Origin of the sequence: Phytohabitans houttuyneae, from assembly GCF_011764425.1 — a bacterium.
GTDB classification, from domain to species: Bacteria; Actinomycetota; Actinomycetes; order Mycobacteriales; family Micromonosporaceae; genus Phytohabitans; species Phytohabitans houttuyneae.
Window position 1 is genome coordinate 3,243,582 of sequence record NZ_BLPF01000001.1, and the last position, 22,135, is coordinate 3,265,716.

Below are 22,135 nucleotides of genomic sequence, written 5' to 3' on the forward strand. Positions count from 1 at the left end.
CCCACGGGGTCAGCTTGCGCTCCCCCACGCCGCCCCCGCCGCGAGCAGCTCGTCCGGCCGGCCCTCGTTGGCGACGGCGCCGTCGCGCAGGACCACGACCCGGTCGGCGCACCGCACGGTCGCGGGGCGGTGGGTGATGACCAGCAGCGCACAGATCCGCGACACCTCGCGGATGGTACGGGTCAGTGCCGCCTCGTTGGCCGGGTCGAGGTGGGCGGTGGGCTCGTCGAGCAGCAGCAACGCGGGCCGAGCCAGCAGCGAACGGGCGATCGCCAGCCGCTGGCGTTCCCCGCCGGACAGGAGCCGCCCATGCTCGCCGACCTCCGCGTCGAGGCCGCGGGGAAGCCGCCGCACCAGGCCGGTCAGGTTGGTCATCGCCAGCGCCCACCGCAGGTCGTCGTCGTCGATCGGTGAGCCGGAGTAGGTAAGGTTTTCGCGCAACGTACCGGCCAGCACGGGGCAGTCCTGCTCGACCAGGCCGATCGCCCCGCGGTACTCGTCCAACGGGATCTGCCTCGCGTCCCGGCCGCGGTACAGCAGGCGGCCGCGATCCGGCTCGTAGAAGCGCTCGATCAGGCCGAAGACGGTGGACTTGCCCGAGCCGGACGGGCCGACGAGCGACACCTGGCCCGTCTCGGGCACGCGCAGCGACAGTCCACGAAGGACCGGGCGTCCGGGTTCGTAGCCGAACCACACGTCCTCCAACTCAAGCAGGCAGGGCCGGGGTTTGCCGTCAACACCGGCCACCGGCGCCGGCGCGCGGACGGCCGCCGGCTCGCGGGGCAGCGCGAGCACCTCGTTGACCCGGTACAGCGCGCCGGCGCCCTGCTGCACCGCACTGACCGCCTGGAAGATCGCGCCAACCGGCGTCGTGAGGTATGTGAGGTACAGCATGAAGGCCACCAGCTCACCGACGGTGCTGGCGCCGCCTGCCACCCGAGCGCCGCCGATCAGCAGTATGACGAGGTACGAGCCGGTCAGCGCGAGGTCGTTGACCGAACCCGCGCCGGCATCCAGCCGGGCCATCCGCAGGCGCGCCGCACACACCTGGCTGGCCCGCGCGAAGATGCGGTCGCCCTCCACTCGTTCGGCACGGTTGGCCCGGACCGACCGGATCGCGGACAGCGCGCGCTCCAGATCTGCTGTCAGCTCCCCCTCCGCCCGCTGCGCGACGGCAGACGCGCTCCGGATCCGCCGGACGACGGCCAGCAGCACCGGCAGCGCCACCCCGATCAGCACGGCGACCACGAGGAAGAGCGTCCAGTCCAGCCACACCATCACGGCCACCAGGCCCACCAGCCCGACGGCGCCGGATGCCGCGTTCGTGACGCTCTCCGCGACCAGCGTGCGGATCACGGCGGGATCACCGGTGGCCCGCGCGATCAGGTCACCGCCACGGTACCGGTCGAAGACGGCTATCCGCAGCCGCAGCAGGTGCTCGGTCACCGCCCGCCGCAGCTCGAGCGTCACCGCCTCGCTTGCCTGTGCCTGTGCGTAGCGGGCCACGCCGAGAGCGCCCGCCTGGAGCAGGAAGAGGGCAACCAGGAGAGCGACCGGACCGGCGGGAAAGGCGCCGCCGGCCGTCGCGTCGACAGTGCGCCGGACCAGCAACGGCTGGACCAATCCGCACCCGGTGGCACCCACCCCGAGCACGACCGCCAACGTCAGCCACCGGTAGTGGCCGCGCAACAGGCGCAGCGCTTCACGCCAGCCGGCGCGGTCGCGGGCACCGGCGGAGCGCACGCCCACCCCTAGGCCACGGTGAAGAGCGGGCGGAAGTAGTCGGCGGGGAACTCCTCACCGACCGGTGCGCCGTCGACTTCCACCCACGCGTGCGCGGCGAACGGGGGCAGCCGCCGGGTGCCGACGCACCACGCCGCCCACCCGCCGCGCATCCGGCACAGGAGCGCCACCGCCAGCGAGCGGGGCAGGCAGCCTTCGCGGGCCGCGCACACAAGGCTGACCGCCGTCACCGCCTGCCGGGCGGCGAGCACCTCTTCGCGCGTGGACGGCACGGCGCCGCGGCGCAGACGGGTGAGTACACGCCGGATCTGGCGCGGTGGGCGCCGGGCGAGCAGCCGGGCCGCCGCGACCGCGGTGCGCGCCGCGAGCCGCGTGGGCAGCGGTACCGACCGGGGGTCGTAGTAGATCGCCTCTGGCATCGACATGGCGCGCTACCGCTCCATCAGGCCCGAGGCGCACAGCTCACTGACCAGGCACGAGACGTCGTGCTCGGCAGTGGCCCGATCGACGTCGAACTCGCGGCTGAGGGCAGCGACGGCCGCCTCTGCGTCGCCGCCCTCGGCTATGGCGCGCACGACGGCGACACCGGTCTCGTTGAGGGTCCAGAAGGCGCCGCTCTCCTCGTCCAGCAGGACCGCGCCGTAGTCGGTGTCGGTGACCAGCACTCCGCTGCGCAGTTTCAAGCCCATGACCACTCCTCAGGACACGACGGCCGTACGGTTCGTGACACGTTCGACGGAGCGCAGCCACACCTCGGCGGCGACCGTCTGGTGCAGCACGCCCATCTGCAGGTGCTTTGGCAGTGGACGGGAGCACAGCTCGCGCAGCGCCCGAGCATCGATGAGCCCGATCCGGGCCAGCGACGAGTCCTCCCAGAGGGCGAGCAGCGAGTCCCGGTGGACCCGCAGTCCCATCTCCTCCTCGACCATCGCGTTGGCCTTGGTGGCCCGGGTGCGGGAAGCCTCGGGCACGATCCCGCGCATCGCCTCGCTGATCAACGGCTTGTACCGCCACGGCGTCACCCGTTCCTCGGGCCGCACCGAGAGCGCCGCGGTCACGACCAGGTCGTCGTAGTACGGCGCGGTGTACCGCACGCCGCGCTCGGCGGCGAGCTGCTGAAGCTGGCGGGTCATCCGCGACACAAGACCGATGGCCGCGAGCTCCCGGTGCTGCCCGCGGTGCGCGCTGAGCGGCTCGGCCTCGCCGCCCTCGGCCCGGAGCAGCGCGCGCACGGCGGCGACGGCGTCGGGCGTCGTCCACGGCGGCAGCCGCGGCTCGCTGCCCCAGTCGAGCATGGGCTCCGTCAACAGCGGTGGCGCGGCGGTGAGGTGAGCGTCGACGCGGCGCAGCCAGTCGCCGTACGAGTGGTTCGTCGCCAACTGCCGCAGCACCCTGCCGGTCCGCCAACCGTATTTCGCGGCGAAGCCACGGATCAGCCGGTGGGCGGGCAGCGGCCGCCGGCGCGCGAGCTCGTGCAAGTAGGCGGTGGAGCCGTGCAGGAGCTCGTCACCGCCGATGCCGGTGAGGTGCACGGCCGAGCCGTGGTCGGCGGCCCGCTGGATCACCGCGACCCAGCGGTCGCGATCGACGGTGGTGTAACAGGGCTCGTCCCAAATGTCGGTCATCCGGTCGACGCCCGCGTAGGTCAGCGGCATTTCACCGGAGTGCACGGTGTGGTGCTGGATGCCAAGGCCGGCAACGGTATGCCGGGCCCACTCGGTGTCGTCGGCTAGCGCGTCCCGCACGTCGACGGTGAAGGCGACGACCTCGGCGCCGCCGAGTCGCGCGGCGACGGAGCACACCGCCGTGGAGTCCACGCCGCCGAGGTCACAGGTGACGATCGAGCGACCGTGTGCCCGCACCGCCACCGCCGCGGTGAGTGCGTCGGCCAGCTCCCGCACGCCCTCGGCCAGCGGTACGACCGGTTCGGGTGGTGACCACCATCGGGCCGAGCGGGCTGACCCGTCGGGGCCGACGGTCACGTGGTGCCCACCGGCGACCTCGGTCAGGCCGCGCCAGACCGGCTTGCCGGTGACCGGGTGCAGCGTCTGCGGGTCGAGCAGGTGCGCCGCGACCCGGTCCGGGTCCAGTTCGGCACCGGTCAGCGCCGCGAGCACGTCGGCGCGGTCAGCCACCACCGGAGTCTGGCCGGCCGTGCCGACGAACACCCTGCGCAGCCCGCTCACGCCGCCCCGCACGCGCAGCTGGCCGGCCGCCGAGGCGAGCACGTGGTAGCTGCCGGGCCAGTGCGGTGAACCCGCGCGATCGAGGTGATCGACGCCGGATCGGGCCAGGCGTTCGACGGACGGCTGGAGCTCCTCAGGTGCCAGCGTGTGCTCGCCGAGGACGGCGAGGGCGGCGGTGCCGGCGGTGGCGAACGCGACCTCTTCGTCCGACCACCGGCCGAGCAGCCATGGACGGCCGGAGGGGTGGTCGAGTGCCCGGGTGGCGTACGGCTGGACGGAGCGGGCCACGGTGTCAGCGGCGGCGGTGTCGGGCAGTGCGATGAACCAGCTCTCCAGCATCGCGAGGACAGCGACTGGTGGCATAGAGCGACCCTCCAAGGTGGACGGACGGCTGCTGGACGTACTTTCCGCGGGCCGGCACCGTGGCAATCGGCTGGCGGACCGGGCGGGCCCACGCGGCATGCTCCGCGCGGCCCACCCGGCTGACCGTTCCCGCCGGCCCAGACACATGCTGGTGCCGGCGAGCCAGGCCGGTCAGAGCAGCTGCTTGCCGCCCAGCAGGTCCTTCGGGCCGTGCGCGCCGATGCCGGTCTCGGCCCGGAAGTCACCCTGCTTCGTGAGGGTCGGACGCTCGTACCTGCGCATTTCTGTGCTCCTCTCAACGGCGAATGATGAGACAGATGCAAGCGCGCAAGGGATTAATCATCGCCACCGAATCCCTGCGGTGACAAAATGATTTGCGCCTCCGATATCCGTCATTGAGAACGCTATGTCGCGCAAACGCCGGAGAGCAATGCCATTCACAGTCACGAGTGAATTCGAGCCAACCCCTTGTGACCATGGCCAATCTACTGAACTCGATTCACCGTCGATCATAAACCGTCGTGAGGCGGTTGTTGAGCACGAGCCCGCGGCCTGGACGAATGGCGACAGGCGCGCTTTTCGTCCAGGCCGCGGACCACGGCCGAGCCAGGTTATTGCCTAGGAGGTTTCGCCGGCCACCGAGAAGGAGCGGAGCCGGTCGATCGCCAGCACCGTAAAGCCGACCACGAAGATCACGGACATGATGATGGCTACGGGCAGTGAGACCTTCGACTGGAGTAGGCCCGTCGGGGCGATCTTGTCGGCGATCGTCAGCACGTACTGCTGGATGGAGAGCACGCGGGTGCCGGACACGAAGTTGCCCAGCAGGCCCTCCCACACCAGCACATAGACGAGGCCGAGCAGGACCGGGCGGCGGGTGGCGAGGCTCATCAGCATGAACAGCGCCGAGTACGCCAGCGAACCCACAAGCCCGGCCGCCGCCAGGCCGAGGCCCAGGCGTACCGAATGGGCGAGGACGCCCGCCACGTAGAGCGAGATGGCGACGGTGACGGCCGTGACCGCGGTGGCCACCACCAGCTTGGGGAGCACGATCTGCCATCTCGGCAGCGGCTTGGTCAGGATGTGCACGATCGTGCCGTCGTCGATCTCCGACCCGAGCACGCCCGTGCCGACGATGAGGGCGATCACCGGCAACACCACGGCGAGGCCGAGGCCGACCAGGACCGGCTGGGCCCAGTTTTCCGGTGCGACGCCGAAGGCGCGGCTCAGCACGGCCAGGCCGATCACCAGCAGTGGCAGCGGGATGAGCAGGAGGAACCGGCGGCGACCGAAGAGGCCGCGGGCGGTGATCCACGCGATCGTCTGGGTTACCACCTAGGCCTCCACGAGGTAGGAAAAGACGCTTTCCAAAGATTCGTCCGAAGGGAGCAGCCGCCGCACGCGGATGCCCTCGGCGAGCGCGATCTTGGGTAGCGCGCGGGTGAAGCTGCCGTAGTCGCCGGCGCGCACGGTCAGGCCAGTGCGGTCGATCTCGACGCCGGTGACCGACGCCTGCCCCATCAGGGCCACCGCGAGCCGCCGGTCGTCCGTCGAGTGGACGGCGAAGACGTGCGGGCGGTTGGACATGAGGCGGCGGATGGCGCGGTAGTCGCCCGAGGCGGCCAGCCGGCCCGCGACGATCACCTGCACCGTGCCGGAGACCTGCTCGACCTCTTCGAGGATGTGCGAGCTGAAGAGGATCGTGCGGCCGGCCTCGCCGAGCTTGTGCAGCAGCTCCATCATGTGCAGCCGCTGGCGCGGGTCCATGCCGTTGAACGGCTCGTCGAGCAGCAGCACCTGCGGGTCGTGCACCAGGGCCGCGGCGACGCGGGTGCGCTGCCGCATGCCCTTGGAGTACGTGCCGATGCGCCGGTCCTGCGCGCCGGTCATCTCGACCAGCTCCAGCGCCCGCTGTGCCGCCGCCTCCGGGTCGGGCAGGCGGTGCAGGCGGGCACTGACCAGCAGAAACTCGCGGGCGGTCAGGAAGTCGTGCACCGCCTCGCGCTCGCTGACCAGGCCGAGTCGCTTGTAGACGTTCGGGTTGCGCCAGGTCGGCTCGCCGTCGATGCTGACCGTGCCGCGCGACGGCGCGAGGAAGCCGGCCATCATGTGCAGGACGGTGGTCTTGCCGGCGCCGTTCGGCCCGAGCAGGCCGGTCACCCCCGGGCCGAGGGTCATGGTGACGTCGTTGACCGCCACCACGTTGCCGTACCAGCGGGAGACACCATCCAGCGTGACGTCGCTCATGAGGATGCGACCTTCCGGTAGCGGGCCTGCAGGAGGGCGACGCAGCCGGCCACCAGGCCGATGAGCACCAGCAGGTAGACGGGGCCGAACGGGCCGATGGTGTCGGTGTCGCCCTCGACGGTGCCGAAGATCCATATCCCGACCCCGAACACGAGGCTCGACGGGCTGAAGAGCAGCGCCAGCTCGTTCAGCGTCTGCGAGGGCATCACGGACATCACGCCGACGATCGGCGTGGTCATCAGGAACACCGCGACGATGCCGCCGGCGGCGAAGGCGCGCTTGCCGGTCAGCGACGCGACGAGCAGCCCGATGCCGGCGAAGAGGGCGGCCCACATCGCCGCGTAGAGCAGCCCGGGCCCGACGTCGCCGACCTCGGTCCAGAACTGCTTCATGCTGTCCGCCGAGAAGGCGGCCACCAGGAACATCAGGATCTGGGGCGCGCCGAGCAGGATCCACACCGCCGTGGCCAGGGCGGCCAGCTTCGCGTACGCGTAGTCGGCGCGGTGCAGCGGCCGGGAGAAGTAGAGCGGCAGCACGCCGGCCCGCAGGTCTCGGGAGACGAGCTCGGGCGCCACGACGGCCACGAAGAAGATCACCAACCAGGCCATCATGTCGACGAACGCGCGGTAGGTGACCCCGGCGTCCGGGACCTGCGCGCGCACCGCGGCGAGGACCACGCCGGTGAGGAAGACGACGCCGAGCACGAACCAGGGGAAGATCTTGGCCTTCGCGCTGCGGCCGAGGCCGAACGCGGTGCGCAGCCCGTGCACGTACAGCGACGTGAACACGTACCCCCGGCCGAGGCGCGGCCCGGCGTAACGCTGGTATCCGATGTCGTGGATGACACCCGCGGCATCAGACATGGGTCACCTCCCGGGTCGCGAAGAGCTCGGCGACGCGGTGGCGCCGCTGGTCGAGGCGGTGCAGCGGAAGGTCGAGCTCGGCCACCGCGGTCAGGATGCGGTCGTACGTCGCGTCGTCCTCCAGCGGCACGAGCAGCAGGCGGCCGTCGCGCCGCACGCTGAGGCCGAGCAGGTCGAGCCGGGCGGCGAGCTCGTCGATGCCCTCGCTCACCTCGACGGCGAGCACGTCGGTGACCGTGGTCATCGCGGCGATGTTGTCCGAGCGCAGCAGCCGCCCGCCGTCGATCGCGACCAGCGAGTCGCAGATCCGCTCGACCTCGCCGAGCAGGTGCGAGCAGACCACCACCGAGATGCCGAACTCGGTGCCGATCCGGTGGATCAGCGCGAGCATGGCGTCGCGGCCGGCCGGGTCGAGGCCGTTTGTCGGCTCGTCGAGCAGCAGCAGGTCGGGGTCGTGGACGAGCGCCTGGGCGAGCTTCACGCGCTGCTTCATGCCGGTCGAGTAGCCACCGATCTGCCGGTAGCGCTCCTCGTACAGCCCGACGTGGCGCAACGCCTCCGACGCGCGCTCACGGGCCGCCGTGCGCGGCAGGCCGCTCATCCGCCCCAGATGGGTGACGAACTCGGCGGCGGACAGGTCCGGCGAGAGCGACTCGTGCTCCGGCATGTAGCCGACGCGGGCCCGGACGGCGGCCGCGTCGACGGTGGGGTCGAGGTCGAGCACGCGCACCCGACCGCTGGTGGGGACGAGCAGGCCCAAGAGGATCTTGATCAACGTGGACTTGCCCGCACCGTTGGCTCCGACCAGCCCGACGATGCCGGGCTCGACGCTGACCGTCAGGTCGGACAGCGCTGTCACCCGACCCCCGTAGGTCTTGGTGAGCGATTCGGTCGCAATGAGGGTCACGCGGTCAGCGTAGGTAACCGAGCGTGGCCGCAGGTATCGGGCGTAACCCTGGACCTGTCCTCAGGGTCTCACCCGACGGGCCTATGCCGTCGGTTGTAGCGTGCGGCTCTCCAGCCGTACCCCAGGGCTGGTGGCGCGGAGCGCGTCGACCAACGCCGATCCCGCCTCGGCCAGCGCCGCGCCGTCCATCGGCCCGAGCGCGTCGAGGATGAACACCGCCCGTGTGGTGGTCGGGCCGAGGCGGGTGCGTACGCACTGGCGCCAGTTCCAGCGGCGGCAGGTGACGCCCTCGTCGTCGCGCCAGACCACCTCCCCCGGGCTGGGCCGCTCCACGGCCGGCTGACCCTCCACGATGGTGTCGAACGGCTCGTCGCCGGTCGCGCGCACCAGCCGCAGCGGCCCTCGGTACCGGTCGACGTCCTCGCCGCCGATCGGCAGGGCGTGCAGCACGGACACCGCGTTGTACGCGTCCGTGAGCCGGTCGACCCGTGGCAACCCCTGCGGCACGCGGCGCAGCAACGCGTCGACGCTGGGCCGGGTGCGCTGCGGCTTGGCGCCGAACGCCCGGAACGCCTCCCGCCACGCCTCCACGTGCGGGTGGTCGGCGGGCGCCCGCTCCTCCGCCGCGTGCAGCAGCTTTTCGGTCACCTCGTCGCTCGGCCCCGGGATCAGCCCGTCGGCCAGGATCAGCAGCGCCCGGTAGTCGGGCCGGAGGGCGAACACCTCTGGCGCCACGTACGCGCTGCCCAGCCACTGGTCACCTTGCTGCACCATCCGGTCATAATACTGACCGCGCGCGGTAACAGTTTCATAAGGGTCGTCCGGCCGGTATGGGCGGTGTACTTGAAGGCATGCTCCGAAAGCCGCTGACCTGGGTGGTCCTGGCCGTGCTCGCCGTCGGCGGGGTCGCCGGCCTGTACTGGTTCCAGCCGTGGAAGCTCGTCACCGACAAAGAGGTGGACGAGACGCTGGCGGTCGCCGAGACACCGGCACCACCGGCCACCACCGGGAGCGCCACGCCGGAAGGACCGAGCGTGGTGCGGCAGGGCATGTTCATCACCCACGAGCACGACACCTCGGGCACGGCCCGGATCATCCGGAACCCGGACGGCTCGCACCGCCTCGAGCTCGTCGCCCTCGACACCTCCAACGGGCCGGACCTCCGGGTCTGGCTGAGCGACCAGCCGGTCAAGGAGGGCACCGCGGGCTGGCGGGTCTTCGACGACGGCCAGTGGCTGGAGCTCGGGCGGCTCAAGGGCAACAAGGGCGACCAGGCCTACGCGATCCCCGCGGGCACCGATCTCGACCGGCTCGGCAGCGTCGCCATCTGGTGCAAGCGCTTCTCCGTGTCCTTCGGCGCCGCCACCCTGCGACCTGTCTAGGGACTCAGCGAACGGGCACCGAGTGTAGTTGGTCGATGCCCATACACCCTGCGGTGGAGTAGGGGGACGAAGCTCGTCACGTACCGGTATCGTCGCTGCGTCCGGTAGCAGACGCCGGAGAGCCGTGGCACTCTCGACCGATGAGCGGACGGCTGAGAAACTGTGAGCCTGTTCGCCGTTGGGGGTGGGATGAGCAACGGGTGGGTGATGCCCGACGAGGTGCTGCGCGACGCGCCGGCCTACACGCCGCGCTCATTTGAGCTGGCCGACCTCGAGCTGCTTCTCTCCGGGGCGTACACGCCACTGACCGGCTTCCTCGGCCGCGCGGATCTGTCCGGCCTGGCCCGGCGTGGACGCCTTGCCGACGGCACCCCATGGCCCGTCCCGGTGACCCTTGAGGTCCCCGGCGAGCTGATCCGCGACCTCGACCTGGAAAACCCGCTCCAGCGCGCACTCGTGCTGACCGACCTCGAGGGTGCCCCGGTGGCCGCCGTCGACGTCACCGACGCCTGGCCGACCCGCGAGGGGCGCCACGGCATTGGCGGAGCCGTGCGGCGGCTGGGCGATGGCGGGCACGGCCCGTTCCAGCGGCTGCGGCGCACGCCCGAGGAGGTCAAGTCCCTCCTGCCGCCCGGCCGGGTGCTCGGCGTGATCGCCGACCGGCCGCTGCACCGCCCGCAGCTGGCGCAGATCGCGCACGCGGCCCGCACCCTCGCCGCCCACCTGCTGATCCTCATCCCGGTCGCCGACCAGGGCCCCGACGGGCTGCCGCCCGAAGTGCTGGTCCGGGCCGTGTTCGCCGCCCGCGACCGCATGCCTCCCGCCACCCTGGTCGCGGTGCCGCTGGCCCGGCGCGGCGACGAGATCCGCGACGCGCTGCTGCGCGCCAGGGTCGCCGCGGCCTACGGGGTGACCCACCTGCTGTCGACCGGCGAGATGCTCTCCGGGGGCGGCCCGCGGGTGCTCGTGCCGCGCGAGCTGGCGTATGACAACCGCGACGGCCAGTGGCGATGGCGCGATGACATCCCGCCGCGCAACCGCCGGCTGGCGCTGCGCCCGGAGGAGATCGAAGACCTGCTCGACCGCGGCTTCCCGCTGCCGGAGTGGCACACCCCGCCGGCGGTCGCCAAGGAGCTGTCCCGGGCCCGCCCGCCCCGCCGCCACCGCGGCCTCGTCGTCTTCTTCACCGGCCTGTCCGGCTCGGGCAAGTCGACCATCGCCCGCGGGGTCTCGGACTCGCTGCGGGAGAGCGGCGACCGCACGGTCACCCTCCTCGACGGCGACGTGGTGCGGCGCGAGCTGACCAAGGGCCTCGGCTTCACCAGGGAAGACCGCGACACCAACGTGCGCCGCATCGGCTGGGTCGCCGCCGAGGTGGCCCGCCACCGCGGGATGGCGCTGTGCTGCCCGATCGCGCCATACGCGAACGCGCGGGCCACCGCCCGCGCGCTCGCCCACGAGGCGGGCGCCGGCTTCATCCTTGTGTACGTGTCGACTCCGCTCGCCACCTGCGAGCAGCGCGACCGCAAGGGCCTCTACGCGAAGGCGCGCGCCGGCCAGCTCAGGGGAATGACCGGGATCGACGATCCGTACGAGGTGCCGACCGACGCCGACCTTGTGCTCGACACGAGCGAGATGTCGATCGACGAAGCGGTGGAGGTCGTCCTGCAGCACCTCACGGAGACGGGGTGGGTCGAGCCGCGCCTGCAGCCGGCCTGACCCGCACCTGGAAGGTGCGCTGCTGCCCCAGGTCGCGGTAGGCGGTCAGCCCGTCCTGCGTGCGGTCCACACGGGAGTCACGGCCGCGCTGGTCGGCGGGGGTGTCGAAGTACACCATCGCCTTGATCCGCGGGAAGAGCGGCATCTGCTTGGCGACCGAGCCGTAGAAGTCGGCGCGGTGGCCGGGGTTGGTGGCGTGGTGCCAGACGCCCCACTCGCCGAGCATCAGCGGCTTGTCGGGGTGCCGCTCGGCGGCCCAGTCGTAGAAGCCGGGCCAGGACGGCTGGCTGCTGGAGCGGCGGTTGAGCATCTCGGCGAAGTCGCCGAAGCCGTACTCGCCGCGCTCGCTGTACGCGTAGGCGTCGAAGGCGATCCAGTCGATCACGTCGTCGCCGGGGTAGAGGCTCTCAAACCACGGCTGGGTGTTCCACGGCACGTACGCCATGTAGTTCATCACCGAGACCAGGTTGGACACTCCCCGCTCGCGGAGCCCGGTAAGCACGTGGCGCACCATCGCCGCGTAGTCGGTCGCGGTGAGTCCCGAGCCGGCGCGCGGGTCCACGTCGTTTTCCGGCTCGTGGTGCACGGTGAAGAAGAACGGCTCGGTGAGCGAGCTCTTCATGCGGCCGGCGAGCTTGTCCAGGTACGCCTCCGTCGCCGGGTGCCCCTTGGCGATCTGCGCCCAGGTCGCGCCCTGCGGCTTCCAGTTCAGGAAGAGCACCCGGTCACGCGCGATCTCGATCTCTTCCGCGGTGGGGAAGTTTTCCTGGCCCCGGTGGTACGCGTGGTAGATCGCCTGCTGGCGCCCGGTCTTCTGCTCGAACTCCCGCAGCGCCTGTCCGCGCGGCGTGTCCGTGTGCGCGCCCGGTGCCACGCCCCACAGCACCCCGCAGCTCGGCACGAGCTTGGCGTCCGTGGCGCAGCTCGGGTCGGGGTCGCTCGGCGGCGTGGGTGACGGCGTGACCGGGCTGGCCGGAGCGCCCGTCGGCGCAGTCGGCAGCGTGGGCGACGCCGGCAGCGTGGGCGTGCCCGGCACCGTAGGCGTAGCCGGAAGCGTGGGCGTGGCCGGCACGGTCGGCATTCCCGGCAGCGGCGGCAGGACCGGCAGGCCCGGCGTCGAGGGCAGCGCCGGCATGGACGGCGGCGTGGGCATCCCCGGCATTGTCGGCACGCCGGGCAGCGAAGGCAGCGGCGGCATCCCCGGCAGCGAGGGCACGGCGGGCACGTCATCGAGGTCGATGTCATCGGCCGGCAGGTCGACCGAGGGGGACGCGTCATCCGCGGCCGGCGCGCCCGTGGCCGGAAGCGACGGCGACGGGATGGCTGGCGTCGGGATCGCGGGCGTGGGGATCGCCGGCGGCGAGGTGCCCCACGGCATGACCTTGCCGATCCAGGAGAGCCACAGCGTGGGGCGTACCAGCGAATTGATCGGCGGCACGCCCTCGTTGGCCCAGAAGCTCGCGTAGCCGTCGCCGGCCGGCGCGGTCACCGCGAAGGCGTACGTCCCCTCGCGCTGGATCACCCGGCTCACGTCGAAGACCACGCTGCCGTCGTGCGGCCCCGGAGCCGCGCTCGCCACGACCGTGCCGAGCTGCGGCGCGGTGCGCGCGTTGAGCGTGCCCTCGCGCCAGTCGGTCGCGGGCACCCGGGTCAGCTCGATGCGGCGGGGCAGCTCGCCCGCGCGCCGGCTCAGCCGCACCTCGGCCCGGGCCGGCGCCTTGCCGCCGCGCAGCCCCTTGACGGTGAACTTCAGGAACGTCACCGCCGCGCCGCCGCCCATCCCGCCGGCCATGAGCTCGGCACCCGCGCCGGCGCGGCTGTGCGGGTCGCTCGTGCTGGCAAACGTGTCCTCGGACGCGGTGATCCGCTGGTCAGGAGCCCTCCCGAGCTGACCTCCGGCGTAGCCGATCAGCACCGCGAGAGCCGTGGCGCCGACCGCGATTCCGGTCATGCCCAACATGTGCGCTCTGGCCATGGGAAGACCTCCCGAAAACCACGTGACGGGTGTGCGGGGTGGTGCCGTCGTGACGGCTGGTACCCATGGATACGCTATATGGCTTTAGCCCGTTTCACACCTTTTATTTCCATACACGGAACGACACGCCGGTAGTTACGAACTCGCCCGGCTGGCCGTTGAGCCCTGAGACCCGAACCCGCCGAAAGGTCCCGCCCCACCCATGGACTCCTCCACCGACGTTTCCGACTACCTCGGCATGCTCCGGCGGCACTGGTGGGTGGTACTCCTCCTCACGCTCGCCGGCGTCACCGGCGCGGTGCTCGTCACGCAGCTACAGCCCAAGGTGTACGAGTCGGCCACCTCGGTGCTCGTCCAGCCGGCCGGCCAGGACACGAACGTGGCCGGCGGCCGGACCAAAGGCGACATCAACCTGGACACCGAGGCCCAGCTCGTGCGCTCCACCGCCGTGGCCGCCGGCGCCGCCGAGCTGCTGCGCGCCACCGTCACACCGGACGAGCTGGCGCACCAGGTCGCGGTCGAGGTACCGGCGAACACCGCCGTCCTGGTCGTCATCTTCTCCGCCGGCGACCCGGAGTCGGCCCGGGCCGGCTCCCATGCGTTCGCCGAGGCGTACCTGCGCAACCGCGAGGAGAGCGCGAAGGCCGACCTGAACGCGCAGATCGCCGCGCTCAACTCCAAGGTCAAGCAGCTCAGCACCACGCTCACCCAGGTGAACGGCCGCCTCGCCGCGCTGTCCGACAGCAGCCCGCTGCGCCCCAACCTGGAGAGCCAGCGGAACACCACGCAGAACCAGCTCAACAACCTGAGCGGCAAGCTGAACGACCTCACCACCGCCACGGTGACCGGTGGCAAGATCATCAGTGACGCCCGGCTGCCCGAGACGCCCGTCAAGCCGGACCCGATGCTCAACCTGGCGACCGGCGCCATGGTCGGCCTCCTGCTCGGCCTCGGCGTCGCGCTGCTGCGCGAGCGGCTCGACCGCAGGGTGCGGGTCGCGGCCGACGTCTCCCGGCGCACGCGGGTACCCGTGCTGGCCGAGCTCGCCCGGGGCGAAGACTTCCGGCTCGACGCGGTGCTGGCGCCGCACGGCGAGGGTGGCCGCACGTTCAACCGGCTGCGCAACGAGGTGGTCGCCAGCCTCGGACCGGACGACAAGGTCGTGGTGGTGGCCGGCACCAGCCGCGGCGTGGCCTCCACGCTCGTCGCGGCCAACCTGGCCGCCGCGCTCGCCCGCACCGGGAGCGACGTCACGCTTGTCGGCGCGCACCTGCCGGACAGCGTCGCGGACACCGCGCCACTTGCCACGATCTTCGGCGTCGCCGCCACGCCCGGCCTCTCGGACGTGCTCGCCGGCCGCGTGGGGCTCGCGGCCGCCGTGCAGCACGCGCCGCGGATCCCGTCCCTGCGAGTGATCACCACTGGCGGTACCGCCAGCGCCGCCGGGCTCATGCAGTCGCAAGGCCTGCGCGACGCGCTAGACCTGCTCAGCGCCCGGCCCGGGTACGTGGTGATCGAGGCGCCGGCCACCTCCAGCAGCGCCGACGCGCAGAGCCTCGCGAGCCTCGCCGACGCCGCGATCATCACGGTGGAGCTGCGCCGCACCCGGCGGCCAGACGTCAGCGACGCGGCCGAGCAGCTGCGCCGGGTCGGTACACCGCTGCTCGGCGCGGTGGTGGTCCCCCGGCTCGCGACCACTGCGGCGATGCCCGGCCCCCGCCCGCCCGCGCCGAGCCGCGTCCTGCCCGCCGCGGCCCTGCCCGCGGCACCGAGCGCGTACGAGCCGCCGCCGGGTGAACCCGCCGACCTCAGCTCCGCCGGCCTCGCCGAGGTCGACCTCACCTCGTCCACCGCGGTCATCCGCCTGCCTCCGGGTGCGGGCCCGCGCAAATGACCACCCTGCTGGGGGCGCGTGCCGAGCCGCAGGCGCCCACTCGAAAAGCCCTGCCCGCCTGGCCGCTGGCGGGCGTGCTCCTGCTCTATCCACTGTGGTGGGCGCTCGGCCTCGGTGTACTGATCTTTCCCATCGTCGCCGTACCGATGGCGGTCCTGCTGCTGCGCGCCCACGTCGGCGGCCGGCCGGTCCGCCTCCCGCCCGGCTTCGCGCTGTGGGCCGTCTTTCTCGCCACGGTCCTGATCGGGGTCGCGGTGCTCGGCGCCGAACCCGCCGGCGCGGTCGACGAGCACGCCAAGAGCCGGCTGCTCGGCGCCGGGTACCGGGTGAGCCAGTACGGTGCGCTGACCGTGCTGCTGGTGTACGCGGGCAACCTCACCGACGCCGAGCTGTCCCGCCGCCGGCTGGTCCGCCTCCTCGCCTGGCTCTTCGCGATAACGGTCGCCGGTGGGCTGCTCGGCGTCTTCGCCGGGCACTTCGAGTTCACGTCGCCGGTCGAGATGCTGCTCCCCTCCCACGTGCGCAACAAGGGCTTCGTGCAGTCGCTCGTGCACCCGTACGCGGCGCAGGTGATGGACCTGGTCCGCGACTCGCACCCGCGGCCGGCCGCGCCCTGGGGGTACACGAACACCTGGGGCAACAACTTCTGCCTGCTGGTGGTCTGGTTCGTCGCGTGGGCGTGGGGGTACCCGGCCAGCCGCCGAACCCGGCTGTTCGCGCTGGCCTGCCTCGCCGTCTCGGTCGTACCGGTCGTGCACTCCCTCAACCGCGGGCTGTGGATCGGCCTCGGCGTCGCGGCGGTGTACGTGGCCGTCCGCCTCGCCATCACCGGCCGCGCCTGGGCGATCGGTGCCCTGGCCGTCACCGCCGCCGCCCTGGCCGCCGCGCTGGCGGTCACCCCGCTGGGCGGTGTCGTTGGCGCGCGGCTCGACGAAGGCAAGTCCAACGGCGTCCGCTCGTTCCTGATGGAGCGCGCGGTCACCGGGATGGCCGAGTCACCGATCGTCGGGTTCGGATCGACGCGCACGACGATCGGCGGGCGCAACTCGATCACCGTGGGCGAGAGCGCGGCCTGTGAACGCTGCGGCAACTTCACCGTCGGCGGCAACGGCCAGCTCTGGCAGCTCCTCTTCGCGCACGGCCTGGTCGGCACCGCCGCCTACCTGGGCTTCTTCTGTTACGGGCTGTGGCGCTTCCGCCGCGACCGCAGCCCGATCGGCATCGCCGCGAGCTGCGCGATCTTCGGCGGCTTCGCCGCGATGCTCTGGTACAACACGCTGGTCACACCCCTCGCATTCATGTTTCTCGCGTTTGCGCTGCTCTGGAGGAACGAGTGTGAGCCCGGTTAAAACCGCACCCGCGCGGCTGACCGCTGGTGACGCCGCCCTGCGCGCCCAGTACCTGGATGAGGTGCTCCGGCTCCTGTATCCCGAGCCGTGCACGACGCGCGGCAGGTCACCACTTGTCACCGAGTACGTCGTCGTGCCCGACTCCCGGCGCCCTCGGCTGCTCGTACCCACCCGCTCCCGCCGCATCGCCGCCGCTGCCGTGCGCCGCTACGCCGAGCCGCAGTCGCGCATCGCCCGCCTCAAGCGGGACGCGGTGGTCGCGGCCCTGCGTACGCCGGGCGCCGCGGCGGTCCTGCTCCGCCATCGGGTACGCATCTGCGGGCCGGCCGGCGACACCATCGACGGCTATCTGCGCGAGGCGCTCGGCACGGACCTGGCCGTCAGTGTCCACATCGGACCGGCGCGGGCCAACCGCAAGCCGGTGCTCCAGCTCATCGCGCCGGATGGCGAGACGCTCGGCTTCGCCAAGCTCGGCACCGGCCCGCTGACCCGCCGCCTGGTACGCGCCGAGACGACCGCGCTCAGCGCCCTGTCCCACGTCGGCCTGCGCGACGTGACCGTGCCGAGGGTGCTGCACACCGGCGAGTGGCGCGGGCACCAGGTGCTTGTGCAGTCACCGCTGCCGGTGTGGAAGACGCGGGCGGCGCTGACGCCGGACCGCCTCACCGCCGCCATGCGCGAGGTCGCCGGCTGCTGCGGCACGTCCCGCTCGTGGCTCGCCACCAGCCCGTACTGGGCGGAGCTGCGCGACCGGCTCGACGCGGTCGCGGACCGGCCGGAGGGTGCCACGCTCGGCGTCGCCGCCAAGTCGCTCGTCGAGCGGGGCGGGGACGTCGACCTGCGGTACGGCGCTTGGCACGGCGACTGGGCGCCGTGGAACATGGCGACGCTCGCCGACACGCTGCTGGTGTGGGACTGGGAACGGTTCACCACCGGCGTGCCGCTCGGCTTCGACGCGGTCCACTACGAACTGCAGCGCCGGATCCAGTCCACATCGGACGCCGAGGCGGCGGTGGAGGCCACCCTCGGTGTGTCCGCCGCGCTGCTGGAGCCGTTCGAGGTGACCGGCGCGGCGGCACGGCTGACCGCGCTGCTCTACCTGGTGGACCTCGCCGCCCGGTACCTCGCCGACCGCCAGGCCGAGGCCGGCGCGCGGCTGGGCGTGCTCGGCACCTGGCTGCTGCCCGTGCTCGTGCGGCGGATCGAGGGGCTGTCGTGACCGGCCGTGGGGCGCGGGTGCCGGCGCCGGTCAAGCGGGTCGTCCACTTCGGATCCCGGTCGTACGGGCGGGTCACCGCGCCGGCCCGCATGCTGCCGTCGTTTCTGATCTGCGGTGGCCAGCGGTGCGGCACGACCTCGCTCTACCGGGCGCTCGCCGCACACCCGGCCGTGCTGAAGGCCGTGCTGCACAAGGGCGTTCACTACTTCGACACCTCGTACCACCGGGGCATGTCCTGGTACCGCGCACACTTTCCGCTGCGCCGCACGGCCCTGAAGGTCGAGCAGCGCTTCGGCATGCCGGCGCAGACGTTCGAGTCCAGCCCGTACTACCTGTACCACCCGCAGGCGGCCGCCCGGATCGCCCGCGACCTGCCCGGCGTGAAGCTGATCGCGCTGGTCCGCGACCCGGTCGAGCGGGCGCACTCCCAGCACGCGCACGAGCTGGCGCGGGGCTTCGAGTCGGAGACCTCGTTCGCGAAGGCGCTGGCACTCGAACCGGCCCGCCTCTGCGGTGAGGAGGACCGGCTGGCCGGCGACCCGCGCGCGTACAGCTTCGCCCACCAGCACCACGCCTACCGGGCGCGCGGCGAGTACGCCACCTACCTGGCGCGGACGGCCGCACGGGTCGGGCGCGGGTGGATCCACGTGGTCGAGAGCGAGCGCTTCTTCGCCGAACCGTCCATGGTGTACCGCGAGGTCCTCGACTTCCTCGGCCTGCCGCACCTGGGCGACCCGCCGTTCGAGCGGCACAACGCGCGTCCACGGCCGTCCGGGATGGATCCGGGGCTGCGCCGCGAGCTGGCCGCGTACTACGAGCCGCACGACGACGCGCTGGCCACCTGGCTTGGCCGCACCCCCGGGTGGCGGCGGTGACCGCGCTCGCGCCGCCGGGGACCCGCCGCGCCATCCGCGGCATGGCCCGGCGGGGGATGGCCGGGATGGCCGCCGCGGGGTTTGCCGGTGCGGCCGGGGTCGGCGTCACCTGGCTCGTCGCGCGGGCGCTCGGCACCGAGCAGGCCGGCGCGTTCTTCGCCGCGACCGCGGGCTTCGTGCTCGCCGGAGCGGTGGTGCGGCTGGGCACGCAGACCGGGCTCGTCTACTGGCTGGCGCGGCTGCGCATGCAGGACCGGGCGCACCTGCTCGGCTCGTGCCTGCGGATCGGGCTGGTACCTGTCGCGGTCGCCTCGGTGGTGGTGGCCGCCGTGCTGTGGTTCACCGCGCCGGCGCCGCTCCGCTCGCTCGCCCTTTTCCTGCCGCTGGCAGCGCTCTCCGACGCCGCGCTCGCCGGCACCCGTGGGTACGGCCAGCTCCGCCCGACCTTCCTGCTGGAACGGCTGGCGCGGCCGGCCCTCCAGCTGCTGACCATCGGCGCGCTCGCTGTCGCCTCGGTCTCGACGCCCGGGCCGTACGCCGCGGCCTGGGTGGTGCCCTACCTGCCGGCCGCGCTCCTCGCCGGGTACGCGCTGCGTCGCGCCTACCTGTCCGTACCCACCCCGCACCGCCGGCCCGGACACAAGACCTACCTGGCGCTGCGCGTGCAGTTCTGGCGGTACACCGGCCCACGCTCGATCGCCAGCGTCGCCCAGCTCGCCCTCCAGCGGGTCGACGTGCTGCTGGTCGCCACGCTCGGCGGGCTCTCGGCGGCCGCCGTCTACGCGGTGGCGGGCCGCTTCGTCGTGCTCGGCCAGCTCGCCAACCAGGGCATCTCGCAGAGCGTGCAGCCACGACTCGCCGAGGCACTGTCCATTGGGGACCGTCTCAGCGCCAACCACCTGTACCAGACCGCCACCGGCTGGCTGGTGCTGGTGACGTGGCCGCTCTACCTGATGGTCATCACATACACACCGGTTTACCTCGGCCTGTTCGGTGACGGGTACAGGTCCGGCGGCCCGGTCGTGGTCGTGCTCGCCAGCGCGATGCTCGTCGCGACGGGCTGCGGGATGGTCGACACGGTGCTGTCGATGGGCGGCCGTACCCGCTGGAACCTCGCCAACGTCACCGCCGCGCTCGCCCTCATGGTCGCGCTGGACCTGGCGCTGATCCCGCCGTTCGGCGTGGTCGGCGCCGCGGTGGGGCTCGCCGCCGCGGTGCTGCTCAACAACATCGTGCCGCTGGTCCAGGTCGGTCACGCGCTCGGCATACACCCCTTCGGTCCCGGAACGGTAGCCGCTGCCGCCCTGGCGATCACGTGTTTCGGCGTACTCCCGCAGGTTTTCGCGGCCATGGCCGGAACCGGCCCGGCGGCCGTGCTCACCGCGGCGGTCCTGGCCTTTGCCGCCTACGGCGCCGGGGTGTGGCGGATGCGCCAGCGCCTGGGACTCGGCTCATCGCGTTCGCTCCGCTCGCTGGTGACGCTGGGATTTGGCCGGTGAGGCGCGCGATCCTGGCCGCGACGCTCGCGCTCGCGGCGTGTGCCGAGCCGCAGCCCGCGCCGGCGCCGCCGCCCCCGACGGTGGCAGCGACCCATGCCGGGCCGTACGACGCGGGCCCGGTGCGGCCGCCGTCCCGCGGTGCGCTCCTCGGCGCGTGGGTGAAGCCGGACAGCTACAGCCAGCCCGGACGCCTCGCGGCGGTCGAGGACCTCCAGCACGACCTGGGGCGCCGGCTGGACATCGTGAACACGTACCGGCGCTTCGAAGAGGACTTCGGCACCGAGTCGGACGAGGAGTTCATCCGGCAGGGCCTCACGATCATGCTGTCCTGGGCGTCCGGCGACACCCGCTCCATCACGACGGGCCGCCACGACGACCTGATCAGGGCACAGGCTCGGCGGGTGCGCAAGGCCCGCGTGCCGGTGCTGCTGCGCTTCCGCTGGGAGATGGACCGCCCGAACCTGCGGGCCACGATGTGGTCGGCGGAGGACTTCGTCGCCGCCTGGCGCTACGTGCGCCAGATCTTCGACGAGGAACGGGTACGCAACGCCTCGTGGGTCTGGTGCCCGACGGCCGAGGGCTTCGCCCGCGGCGAGGCGCCCGCCTTCTACCCGGGCGACGACGTGGTGGACTGGACCTGCCTCGACGTGTACGCGGGCAGCGAGCTACGCCCGATCGGCGAGCTGATGGCCCCGTTTCTGCGCTGGGCGGCCGCACGCGACAAGCCCATCATCGTCGGCGAGTTCGGCGTGGCGGGCGTGTGGGGCTCGGCGGCGAGAGCGGCCTGGCTGCGGGACGCGGCCCGCACCTTCAAGGCCAACACGCAGATCAAGGCCATCTCCTACTTCGAGTCCGACGACGACAAAGGCCCGACCGGCCACTTCCGGCTCGCGAACGACAAGCCCGCGTTCGAGGCGTTCGTCGAACTGAGCAACGACAGCTGGTTCAACCCGGATCGTCGAGTATCTGATTAGGACACTCGCGAGCGGTCCGCGACTAAATAGCCTCGTCCCGGTAGCCCCGCCCCGCACAGTCGGGCGGGCTACCGCCGTACCGCGTTCGTCGCGAGCAGGCGCAGGGCGTACGGGGCGTCGTGGCGCAGGTAGCGGCCGGCCAGCCGGCGGGGCTCGTTGCCCAGCCGGTGGGCCCACTCCAGCCCCGACTTCTGCATCCACTCCGGCGCGCGCTCGCGGTCCCCGGCCACGAAGTTGATCGCGGCGCCGCAGCCCAGAAACCAGCTGAACGGCAGCTCCGGCCGCAGCAGCGACACGAGCCACTCCTGCTTCGGGAAGCCGACGCCGACGTAGACGAGGTCCGGCTTGGCCTCGACGACGTCGCGGAGGATCGACGCGAGCAGGTACCTGTCGTGCTCGAAGCCGTACTCCGGGCTGCGCCAGCCCGCGATGTGCAGCCCGGGACAGGCGGCTGCCAGGCGGGCCGCGGCACGGCCGGCGCCGTCCACCCAGCCCGGGTCCTCGGGCTCGCCACCGAGCAGGTACACCGAGCGGCCGTCCAGCCCCAGCCCGGCCGACAGCGACCAGATCAGGTCCGAGCCGGTCACCCGCTCCGGCAGGGGCGTGCCGGCCAGGCGGCTGGCCCACACCAGGGGTGTGCCGTCGGCGACGACCAGCGTGGCGTCATCCAGGTACGCGCGGATCTCGGCGTCCTGGCGGGCGCGGCGCAGGATGTCGACGTTCGGGGTGACGATGCGGCCGCCCTCCCCCCGGGCCAGGGCCGCACGGACGGTCGCCACCACCTCCGACTCGGTGATGGCGTCGACGGCGATGCCGTCGAGCACCACGCGATCGTCGAGTGTCACGGAAAGCCACCTCATCTAGGACTATTCGGGCCACGACATAGCGGTCCTATGGCTTGATCGTTCGTTATTAGGACAGAACGAGCGAAGGTGGGGAA

At 72.4% G+C, this 22,135-nt stretch carries 20 protein-coding genes; 8 read left to right on the forward strand and 12 right to left on the reverse strand.

The features are described 5' to 3' along the window. Positions 1–9: 9 nt before the first annotated feature. The 10 genes from Phou_RS14345 to Phou_RS14390 form a co-directional block, all read right to left on the reverse strand. Positions 10–1,743 carry an ABC transporter ATP-binding protein gene (locus Phou_RS14345; protein ID WP_173058374.1) on the reverse strand — a complete coding sequence of 578 codons (1,734 nt, stop codon included), beginning with the start codon at positions 1,741–1,743 and terminating at the stop codon, positions 10–12. Positions 1,744–1,751: 8 nt separating this feature from the next. Next, positions 1,752–2,168, reverse strand: coding sequence for a lasso peptide biosynthesis B2 protein (locus Phou_RS14350; protein WP_173056503.1), 417 nt, complete (start codon positions 2,166–2,168; stop codon positions 1,752–1,754). Between the two features lie 6 nt (positions 2,169–2,174). Further along, positions 2,175–2,432, reverse strand: a complete 258-nt coding sequence (locus tag Phou_RS14355; protein ID WP_218579023.1) for a lasso peptide biosynthesis PqqD family chaperone — start codon at positions 2,430–2,432, stop codon at positions 2,175–2,177. Between the two features lie 9 nt (positions 2,433–2,441). Then, positions 2,442–4,292, reverse strand: a complete 1,851-nt coding sequence (locus Phou_RS14360) for an asparagine synthase-related protein (RefSeq protein WP_173056504.1) — start codon at positions 4,290–4,292, stop codon at positions 2,442–2,444. A 171-nt stretch (positions 4,293–4,463) separates the two neighbouring features. Beyond that, a complete protein-coding gene (locus Phou_RS14365) occupies positions 4,464–4,574 on the reverse strand; it encodes a keywimysin-related RiPP (protein WP_173056505.1) in 111 nt (36 codons plus the stop codon). 336 nt (positions 4,575–4,910) lie between these two features. Then, positions 4,911–5,627: a DUF2705 family protein gene (locus Phou_RS14370; RefSeq protein ID WP_173056506.1), complete on the reverse strand. Its 717-nt coding sequence runs from the start codon at positions 5,625–5,627 to the stop codon at positions 4,911–4,913. Next, positions 5,628–6,539, reverse strand: a complete 912-nt coding sequence (locus Phou_RS14375; RefSeq protein WP_173056507.1) for an ABC transporter ATP-binding protein — start codon at positions 6,537–6,539, stop codon at positions 5,628–5,630. After that, positions 6,536–7,402, reverse strand: coding sequence for an ABC transporter permease (locus tag Phou_RS14380; RefSeq protein ID WP_173056508.1), 867 nt, complete (start codon positions 7,400–7,402; stop codon positions 6,536–6,538). Before Phou_RS14380 ends, Phou_RS14375 begins: the two co-directional genes overlap by 4 nt. Further along, a complete protein-coding gene (locus Phou_RS14385; protein WP_173056509.1) occupies positions 7,395–8,309 on the reverse strand; it encodes an ABC transporter ATP-binding protein in 915 nt (304 codons plus the stop codon). The genes Phou_RS14380 and Phou_RS14385 overlap by 8 nt, the downstream gene beginning before the upstream one ends. Before the next feature lie 81 nt (positions 8,310–8,390). Beyond that, a complete protein-coding gene (locus Phou_RS14390) occupies positions 8,391–9,083 on the reverse strand; it encodes a B3/B4 domain-containing protein (RefSeq protein WP_173056510.1) in 693 nt (230 codons plus the stop codon). Between the two features lie 77 nt (positions 9,084–9,160). Between Phou_RS14390 and Phou_RS14395 the strand changes: the two genes are divergently transcribed. Together Phou_RS14395 and cysC are read left to right on the forward strand one after the other, a co-directional pair. Then, on the forward strand, positions 9,161–9,691 hold the full coding sequence (locus Phou_RS14395; RefSeq protein ID WP_371872124.1) for a DM13 domain-containing protein: 531 nt from the start codon (positions 9,161–9,163) through the stop codon (positions 9,689–9,691). Positions 9,692–9,880: 189 nt separating this feature from the next. After that, on the forward strand, positions 9,881–11,410 hold the full coding sequence (gene cysC / locus Phou_RS14400) for an adenylyl-sulfate kinase (RefSeq protein WP_173056512.1): 1,530 nt from the start codon (positions 9,881–9,883) through the stop codon (positions 11,408–11,410). Here the strand turns inward: cysC and Phou_RS14405 are convergent. Beyond that, positions 11,367–13,385, reverse strand: a complete 2,019-nt coding sequence (locus Phou_RS14405) for a glycoside hydrolase family 26 protein (RefSeq protein WP_173056513.1) — start codon at positions 13,383–13,385, stop codon at positions 11,367–11,369. The two genes, cysC and Phou_RS14405, sit on opposite strands and share 44 nt — an antisense overlap. 202 nt (positions 13,386–13,587) lie before the next feature. Between Phou_RS14405 and Phou_RS14410 the strand changes: the two genes are divergently transcribed. Genes Phou_RS14410 through Phou_RS14435 form a run of 6 tightly spaced genes read left to right on the forward strand, consistent with a single transcriptional unit; the run spans position 13,588 to position 21,195 of the window. Then, the gene (locus tag Phou_RS14410; RefSeq protein WP_173056514.1) at positions 13,588–15,279 is read left to right on the forward strand and encodes a Wzz/FepE/Etk N-terminal domain-containing protein; all 1,692 of its coding nucleotides are present in this window, start codon (positions 13,588–13,590) and stop codon (positions 15,277–15,279) included. Next, positions 15,276–16,628 carry an O-antigen ligase family protein gene (locus tag Phou_RS14415; RefSeq protein ID WP_173056515.1) on the forward strand — a complete coding sequence of 451 codons (1,353 nt, stop codon included), beginning with the start codon at positions 15,276–15,278 and terminating at the stop codon, positions 16,626–16,628. The genes Phou_RS14410 and Phou_RS14415 overlap by 4 nt, the downstream gene beginning before the upstream one ends. Next, positions 16,615–17,847 (forward strand): hypothetical protein, encoded by a 1,233-nt coding sequence (locus Phou_RS14420; protein WP_173056516.1) that lies wholly within the window; start codon positions 16,615–16,617, stop codon positions 17,845–17,847. The genes Phou_RS14415 and Phou_RS14420 overlap by 14 nt, the downstream gene beginning before the upstream one ends. Further along, positions 17,844–18,722 carry a sulfotransferase gene (locus Phou_RS14425; protein ID WP_246273551.1) on the forward strand — a complete coding sequence of 293 codons (879 nt, stop codon included), beginning with the start codon at positions 17,844–17,846 and terminating at the stop codon, positions 18,720–18,722. Before Phou_RS14420 ends, Phou_RS14425 begins: the two co-directional genes overlap by 4 nt. Further along, positions 18,719–20,221 carry a lipopolysaccharide biosynthesis protein gene (locus tag Phou_RS14430; RefSeq protein WP_246273552.1) on the forward strand — a complete coding sequence of 501 codons (1,503 nt, stop codon included), beginning with the start codon at positions 18,719–18,721 and terminating at the stop codon, positions 20,219–20,221. The genes Phou_RS14425 and Phou_RS14430 overlap by 4 nt, the downstream gene beginning before the upstream one ends. After that, positions 20,218–21,195 carry a glycoside hydrolase family 26 protein gene (locus Phou_RS14435; RefSeq protein WP_246273553.1) on the forward strand — a complete coding sequence of 326 codons (978 nt, stop codon included), beginning with the start codon at positions 20,218–20,220 and terminating at the stop codon, positions 21,193–21,195. The genes Phou_RS14430 and Phou_RS14435 overlap by 4 nt, the downstream gene beginning before the upstream one ends. A 68-nt stretch (positions 21,196–21,263) precedes the next feature. Here the strand turns inward: Phou_RS14435 and Phou_RS14440 are convergent, their stop codons facing one another. Then, entirely contained in the window at positions 21,264–22,040 is a 777-nt protein-coding gene (locus Phou_RS14440) for a WecB/TagA/CpsF family glycosyltransferase (RefSeq protein ID WP_246273554.1), read from the reverse strand. Between the last annotated feature and the right edge of the window lie 95 nt (positions 22,041–22,135).

Excerpts from the sequence above, each read along its gene's own strand:
- Phou_RS14375 (WP_173056507.1), bottom strand. The coding sequence starts at position 6,539 with ATGAGCGACGTCACGCTGGATGGTGTCTCCCGCTGGTACGGCAACGTG.
- Phou_RS14360 (WP_173056504.1), bottom strand. The coding sequence starts at position 4,292 with ATGCCACCAGTCGCTGTCCTCGCGATGCTGGAGAGCTGGTTCATCGCA.
- Phou_RS14405 (WP_173056513.1), bottom strand. The coding sequence starts at position 13,385 with ATGGCCAGAGCGCACATGTTGGGCATGACCGGAATCGCGGTCGGCGCC.
- Phou_RS14355 (WP_218579023.1), bottom strand. The coding sequence starts at position 2,432 with ATGGGCTTGAAACTGCGCAGCGGAGTGCTGGTCACCGACACCGACTAC.
- cysC (WP_173056512.1), top strand. The coding sequence starts at position 9,881 with ATGAGCAACGGGTGGGTGATGCCCGACGAGGTGCTGCGCGACGCGCCG.
- Phou_RS14350 (WP_173056503.1), bottom strand. The coding sequence starts at position 2,168 with ATGTCGATGCCAGAGGCGATCTACTACGACCCCCGGTCGGTACCGCTG.
- Phou_RS14410 (WP_173056514.1), top strand. The coding sequence starts at position 13,588 with ATGGACTCCTCCACCGACGTTTCCGACTACCTCGGCATGCTCCGGCGG.
- Phou_RS14395 (WP_371872124.1), top strand. The coding sequence starts at position 9,161 with ATGCTCCGAAAGCCGCTGACCTGGGTGGTCCTGGCCGTGCTCGCCGTC.
- Phou_RS14415 (WP_173056515.1), top strand. The coding sequence starts at position 15,276 with ATGACCACCCTGCTGGGGGCGCGTGCCGAGCCGCAGGCGCCCACTCGA.
- Phou_RS14390 (WP_173056510.1), bottom strand. The coding sequence starts at position 9,083 with ATGGTGCAGCAAGGTGACCAGTGGCTGGGCAGCGCGTACGTGGCGCCA.
- Phou_RS14365 (WP_173056505.1), bottom strand. The coding sequence starts at position 4,574 with ATGCGCAGGTACGAGCGTCCGACCCTCACGAAGCAGGGTGACTTCCGG.
- Phou_RS14380 (WP_173056508.1), bottom strand. The coding sequence starts at position 7,402 with ATGTCTGATGCCGCGGGTGTCATCCACGACATCGGATACCAGCGTTAC.